Origin of the sequence: Cedecea neteri NBRC 105707 = ATCC 33855, assembly GCF_001571265.1 — a bacterium.
Lineage (GTDB): Bacteria > Pseudomonadota > Gammaproteobacteria > Enterobacterales > Enterobacteriaceae > Cedecea > Cedecea neteri.
On sequence record NZ_BCTL01000003.1, the window covers coordinates 97,669 to 104,102 of the forward strand.

General features: G+C 58.7%; 6 protein-coding genes. 5 read left to right on the plus strand and 1 reads right to left on the minus strand.

Annotated features, from left to right (window positions below):
- Positions 1 to 84 precede the first annotated feature (84 nt).
- Positions 85 to 1,149, minus strand: a complete 1,065-nt coding sequence (locus CNE01S_RS01775) for an acyltransferase family protein (RefSeq protein WP_061272709.1) — start codon at positions 1,147 to 1,149, stop codon at positions 85 to 87.
- A gap of 234 nt (positions 1,150 to 1,383) precedes the next feature.
- Between CNE01S_RS01775 and lolC the strand changes: the two genes are divergently transcribed.
- The 5 genes from lolC to cobB are packed head-to-tail and all read left to right on the plus strand — an operon-like array spanning position 1,384 to position 6,286.
- Positions 1,384 to 2,583: a lipoprotein-releasing ABC transporter permease subunit LolC gene (lolC, locus tag CNE01S_RS01780; protein WP_061272712.1), complete on the plus strand. Its 1,200-nt coding sequence runs from the start codon at positions 1,384 to 1,386 to the stop codon at positions 2,581 to 2,583.
- Positions 2,576 to 3,280 carry a lipoprotein-releasing ABC transporter ATP-binding protein LolD gene (gene lolD / locus CNE01S_RS01785; protein WP_038473571.1) on the plus strand — a complete coding sequence of 235 codons (705 nt, stop codon included), beginning with the start codon at positions 2,576 to 2,578 and terminating at the stop codon, positions 3,278 to 3,280. Before lolC ends, lolD begins: the two co-directional genes overlap by 8 nt.
- Positions 3,280 to 4,524: a lipoprotein-releasing ABC transporter permease subunit LolE gene (lolE, locus tag CNE01S_RS01790; RefSeq protein WP_061272716.1), complete on the plus strand. Its 1,245-nt coding sequence runs from the start codon at positions 3,280 to 3,282 to the stop codon at positions 4,522 to 4,524. Before lolD ends, lolE begins: the two co-directional genes overlap by 1 nt.
- A 25-nt stretch (positions 4,525 to 4,549) precedes the next feature.
- Positions 4,550 to 5,461, plus strand: a complete 912-nt coding sequence (gene nagK / locus CNE01S_RS01795) for an N-acetylglucosamine kinase (RefSeq protein WP_061272720.1) — start codon at positions 4,550 to 4,552, stop codon at positions 5,459 to 5,461.
- Between the two features lie 3 nt (positions 5,462 to 5,464).
- Entirely contained in the window at positions 5,465 to 6,286 is an 822-nt protein-coding gene (gene cobB / locus CNE01S_RS01800) for a Sir2 family NAD+-dependent deacetylase (protein ID WP_061272722.1), read from the plus strand.
- Positions 6,287 to 6,434: the final 148 nt, after the last annotated feature.

Consider the following 6,434-nt stretch of genomic DNA (forward strand, 5'->3'; position numbering starts at 1 on the left):
GATCGCTTTGTATAAGCAACCGAATCACCGAAATAGGGGCGCTGATCCAGAAAAGCAACCCGCTCAGGCGGGTTACTCGGGTGTTTACCGGCTGGCGGCAATTTTTGCGGGGGGCGAGAAAAACAGGTCGCCGAACAGCGCCACGGAAAGCTTGCGAAAGCCGAGGCCAACCAGCGTACAAATGCCAAGGCTGACAAACGGATAGACCAGCAGAATCGCCAGCACCAGCGTGTCAGAAAACGCACCGTTGTTGATTTTCGCCAGTACGAGCAGGCTTATTGCTTCGATCAAAATGCGGTGCGTGGTGTAAATGGCAATCGTATTGGAGCCAACCACATTCAGGAAGCCGTCTTCACGTGCTTCGCGCCAGCCGTTCAGCAGGTAGAACACGCGCAGGATAGCCACTATCGACACCAGCGAAATCACCAGCGGCACGTTCACAAAGTAAAGCGCCAGCGATCCCAGGGCTACGCCTGCGCAGACAAACGGGTGTTGCGAAAAGCGGAAGTCCTTCATCCAGGCCATCAGCAAAGGGCCAAACCACGCGCCGAGGCCGTAATAAACCATATTACGCACCACGCTGTTCAGACCCCACCACGGCAGCGGCACAAAGGCGATGACCACGTTAATGCCCATCAGCACCAGCAGCACCGGTATGCGGTAGCGGCGCAGCGCTTTAAACATCACAAAGTAAACCAGCAAGGCGTAGAGATACCACAGGCTGGTGCTGGCCTTTGCCATACTGATAGCGAACTGCCCGAGTGAGTCGGCATAGGCGGCGTTCGACGCCGGGTTGCGCTCAAGATCTGGCGCCAGCCACTGGTTGAGGTGCGTCAGCGCGACCCACTGAATCAGGCCCCACAGCAGCAGCACGTAGAAAATGCTCCACAGGCGTTTGTCTACGCTGTCTCGCCATTTCACTTCGTGGATATAGCGGGTTATCAGGTAACCGGAAATAAAGAAAAACACCGGCATGCGGAAGGGGGCGAGGTAGAGATTGAGGTAAACCCACAGCTTGGCGACATACTGATTCGGGCCTGGCCCGAGGGAAGTGAGGTGAGGGTAGAACGTAATCACCGAATGGTAGATAACCACCAGGCAAATGCATAATCCTTTGATTTGGTTGATCCAGAGTTGCTTTTTCTTCATGCCATATCCACGTCGTTACGGGCTCCAGTAAAGATTGGCCTGTTATCCTGGTGTCAAATCGACGCGATCTCGACCCCAATTGTCTGTTTTTGGCGCTGATTTGGTAAATTTAGGAAAAGGTGCAGGCACTTGAGATGTAACGGGAATAATTTAGTCGACGGAATTCATTTGGCCGGGTAGCTGTCGTATACTTCCCGGATCTTTGCTTAGGCAACCCGCAACAAGACGGATTTCATGTATCAACCTGTCGCGTTATTTATAGGCCTGCGCTACATGCGTGGGCGAGCAGCGGACCGCTTCGGTCGCTTCGTCTCCTGGCTGTCGACGATTGGCATCACCCTCGGGGTGATGGCGCTGGTCACGGTCCTTTCGGTAATGAATGGCTTCGAGCGCGAGCTGCAAAACAACATCCTGGGGCTAATGCCGCAGGCGTTGATCACCTCGCCGTCCGGCTCCATCAATCCTCAACAACTTCCCGCTGATTCCCTGAAGCTTCAGGGCGTGACGCGTATTGCGCCGCTGACCACCGGTGACGTGGTGCTGCAAAGCGCCCGCAGCGTCGGCGTGGGCGTGATGCTGGGCGTGCAGCCGGACGAAAAAGACCCTCTTTCTCCGTTCCTGGTCAACGTCAAGCAGGCTGACCTGGTGGCCGGGCAGTACAACGTCATTCTTGGCGAGCAGCTTGCCGGTTCGCTGGGCGTTAAGCGCGGGGAAACCATCCGCATTATGGTGCCGTCCGCCAGCCAGTTCACGCCGATGGGACGTTTGCCGAGCCAGCGTCTGTTCACCGTGATTGGCACCTTCGCGGCAAGCAGCGAAGTCGACGGCTACCAGATGCTGGTTAACCAGCAGGATGCTTCGCGCCTGATGCGTTACCCGGCGGGCAATATCACCGGCTGGCGCCTGTGGCTTGCCGAGCCGCTCAAAGTCGATGTGCTGAGCCAGCAAACGCTGCCGCAGGGCACCGAATGGAAAGACTGGCGCGAGCGTAAAGGCGAGCTGTTCCAGGCCGTGCGCATGGAGAAAAACATGATGGGCCTGCTGCTGAGCCTGATCGTCGCCGTCGCCGCGTTTAACATCATTACCTCACTCGGTCTGCTGGTGATGGAAAAGCAGGGCGAAGTAGCGATTCTGCAAACCCAGGGGCTGACCCGCCGCCAGATCATGGCGGTGTTTATGGTTCAGGGCGCGGGCGCAGGCGTCATTGGCGCGCTGCTCGGAGCCTTGCTTGGGGCGCTGCTTGCCAGCCAGCTGAATAATTTAATGCCGGTAATCGGCATCCTGCTCGATGGCGCGGCCCTGCCGGTGGCTATCGAGCCTTTACAGGTCGTGGTGATTGCCATTGTGGCGATGGCCATTGCTCTGCTGTCCACGCTTTACCCTTCGTGGCGCGCCGCCGCGACCCAACCCGCTGAGGCTTTACGTTATGAGTAATTCTGTCCTGTTGCAGTGTGACAACCTGTGCAAACGCTATCAGGAAGGCAAAGTGCAAACGGATGTGCTGCACGATGTCAGCTTCAGCATCAACGCGGGTGAACTGATGGCGATTGTCGGCAGCTCTGGCTCCGGCAAAAGTACCTTGCTGCATCTGCTGGGCGGGCTGGATACGCCTACCTCCGGCGACGTGGTATTCAACGGCCAGGCGATGAGCAAACTCTCGTCGGCGGCGAAGGCGGAATTGCGTAACCGCGAGCTGGGCTTTATTTACCAGTTCCACCACCTGCTGCCGGACTTCACCGCGCTGGAAAACGTGGCGATGCCGCTGCTTATCGGCAAGAAAAAGCCGGAAGAAGTGCAGCAGCGCGCGCTGGAGATGCTGGCCGCCGTTGGGCTGGATCACCGCAGCAGCCACCGTCCTTCTGAACTGTCTGGCGGCGAACGTCAGCGCGTGGCGATTGCCCGTGCGCTGGTGAACAACCCGCGCCTGGTGCTGGCCGATGAGCCAACCGGTAACCTGGACGCTCGCAACGCCGACAGTATTTTTGAGCTGCTGGGCGAGCTGAATGTGCGCCAGGGCACCGCTTTCCTGGTTGTCACCCATGACCTGCAGCTTGCTAAGCGTATGTCCCGCCAGCTGGAAATGCGCGATGGCCGCCTGACCCACGAGCTAACCTTGATGGGAGCGCAGTAATGGCTTCCCCGCTTTCTTTATTGATTGGCCTGCGTTTTAGCCGCGGGCGACGCCGCAGCGGCATGGTTTCGCTGATTTCGGTGATCTCCACGCTCGGCATCGCGCTGGGCGTGGCGGTACTGATCGTCGGCCTGAGCGCGATGAACGGCTTCGAGCGCGAGCTGAAAAACCGTATTCTTGCCGTGGTACCCCACGGTGACATTGAACCGGTGAACCAGCCCTTTACTAACTGGCAGCGGGCGTTGCCCGAGGTGGAGGGCGTCAAAGGCATCGTGGCCGCCGCGCCTTATATTCGTTTTACCGGGCTGGTGGAAAGCGGGGCAAACCTGCGCGCCGTTGAAGTGAAGGGCGTGGATCCCGTGCAGGAAACGCAGCTGAGCGCGCTGCCACAATACGTCCAGAACAATGCCTGGGCGAACTTCAAGGCCGGGCAGCAGCAAATCATCATGGGTAAAGGCGTGGCGGACGCGCTCAAGGTGAAGCAGGGCGACTGGGTGTCTATCATGATCCCCAACAACGACGGCGGCACCAAACTGATGCAGCCGAAGCGCGTCAGGCTGCAAATCGCCGGTATTCTGTCCCTGAGCGGCCAGCTGGATCACAGCCTTGCGATGGTGCCGCTGCAGGATGCCCAGGGCTACCTGGATATGGGCGATAGCGTCACCGGGATAGCTATCAAGGTGAATGACGTGTTTAACGCCCGGCAGCTGGTGCGCGACGCGGGACTGGCAACCAATTCTTACGTGCGTATCAGCAGCTGGATTGATACCTACGGCTATATGTATCGCGATATTCAGATGATCCGCGCCATCATGTACCTGGCGATGGTGCTGGTGATCGGCGTCGCCTGCTTTAACATCGTTTCCACGCTGGTGATGGCGGTGAAAGACAAGAGCAGCGACATCGCGGTGCTGCGTACGCTCGGCGCTAAAGACGGCCTGATCCGCGCGATCTTTGTCTGGTACGGCCTGCTGGCCGGGCTGCTGGGCAGCGTCAGCGGCGTGGTGGTCGGCGTGCTGGCCTCATGGCAACTGACCAACATTATCGGCGCGATTGAAAAACTCATCGGGCACCATTTCCTGTCCGGGGATATTTATTTCATTGATTTCTTACCTTCTGAGCTGCACTGGCTGGACGTGGTTTACGTCCTGGTGACGGCGCTGGTCCTTAGCCTTCTGGCGAGCTGGTACCCGGCCCGGCGCGCAAGCAATATCGATCCAGCAAGGGTGCTAAGCGGACAATAATATTAATTAACTTTTGGGAGCAGCGATGTATTACGGATTTGATATCGGCGGCACTAAGATTGCACTCGGCGTTTACGACCAGCAGCGGCGTTTACTTTGGGAAGCCCGGGTTGCTACTCCTCATGACACTTACGAAAATTTCCTCGGCGCGGTAGCCGGGCTGGTGGCGCAGGCAGACGAGAAGTTTAACTGCCGCGGTTCGGTCGGCATTGGCATTCCTGGCATGCCGGAAACCGACGACGGCACGCTTTACGCCGCAAACGTTCCCGCCGCCAGCGGCAAACCGCTTCGTGCAGACCTGAGCGCCATGCTCGATCGCGACGTGCGCATCGACAACGACGCCAACTGCTTTACGCTTTCCGAAGCCTGGGACGACGAATTCCTTAACTATCCGGTGGTGATGGGCCTGATCCTCGGCACCGGCGTCGGCGGCGGTATCATCGTCAACGGCAAATCAGTCACCGGCCGCAGCTACATCACCGGCGAATTCGGCCATACCCGCCTGCCGGTGGACGCGCTGGAAATTCTCGGGCGCGACATTCCCTTCACCCGCTGCGGCTGCGGTAAAAACGGCTGCATCGAAAACTACCTCTCCGGGCGTGGCTTTGCCTGGCTGTGGCAGCACTTCTACCAGGAGCCGCTGGACGCGAAAGAGATCATTGCCCGCTACCGCCAGGGCGACGAGCAGGCCATCGAGCACGTGGATCGCTTCCTGGAGCTGCTGGCCGCCTGCCTCGGCAACTTATTGACCTCAATTGACCCACATCTGGTGGTGATTGGCGGAGGATTGTCTAACTTTAGCGATATCTACGCCCAACTGCCGGAGCGCTTGCCGAAGTACCTGCTGCCGGTTGCCGCAGTGCCGCGTATTGAACAGGCACGCCACGGTGACGCAGGCGGTATGCGTGGCGCGGCATTCCTCCACTACACGGAGTAAGTCATGCTTTCTCGTCGCCAGCACCGGCTCAGCCGGTTTCGGAAGAATAAACGCCTGCTGCGCCAACGTTTGCGTCAGCGCATCTTTTTCAGAGACAGGATAGGGCCGGAAGCGATGGACAGACCAAGAGTGGTAGTACTGACCGGGGCGGGGATCTCCGCCGAATCAGGCATTCGCACCTTCAGAGCCGCCGACGGGCTGTGGGAAGAGCACCGAGTCGAAGACGTGGCAACGCCGGAAGGTTTTGCCCGCGACCCGGCGCTGGTGCAGCGTTTTTATAACGAGCGCCGCCACCAGCTGCAGCAGCCTGAAATTCAGCCCAACGCCGCACACCTGGCGCTGGCGAAGCTGGAAGAGGCGCTGGGGGACCACTTCGTGCTGGTCACCCAGAACATCGACAACCTCCACGAACGTGCGGGCAGTAAAAACGTGATTCACATGCACGGCGAGCTGCTGAAGGTTCGCTGCGCCAGCAGCGGCCAGGTGCTGGACTGGACGGGCGATATTACGCCGGAAGATCGCTGCCACTGCTGCCAGATCTCTTCCGCGCTACGCCCGCACATCGTTTGGTTCGGCGAAATGCCGCTGGGCATGGACGAAATTTATCAGGCGATCGCCACCGCAGATTACTTCATTGCCATTGGTACTTCCGGGCACGTTTACCCGGCGGCGGGCTTTGTGCACGAAGCGCGTTTGCAGGGGGCGCACACCGTGGAGCTGAACCTGGAGCCAAGCCAGGTCGGCAGCGAGTTTGAAGAGAAGCACTACGGGCTGGCGAGCCAGGTGGTGCCGGAGTTTGTGGATAAGCTTTTGAAGGGGTTGTAGTGGGGGAGCCCCTCACTCCGAAAAGAAGCTGTGTGGTAGTAAACACGCCTACTATTATGCAGGGCTGGCTAAGGTTCCGTTCACTTCCTGTCCTGTTTCATATGTCACCACTGCACCGGTGAACGACTCGGGGAAGTCACCGTGACTT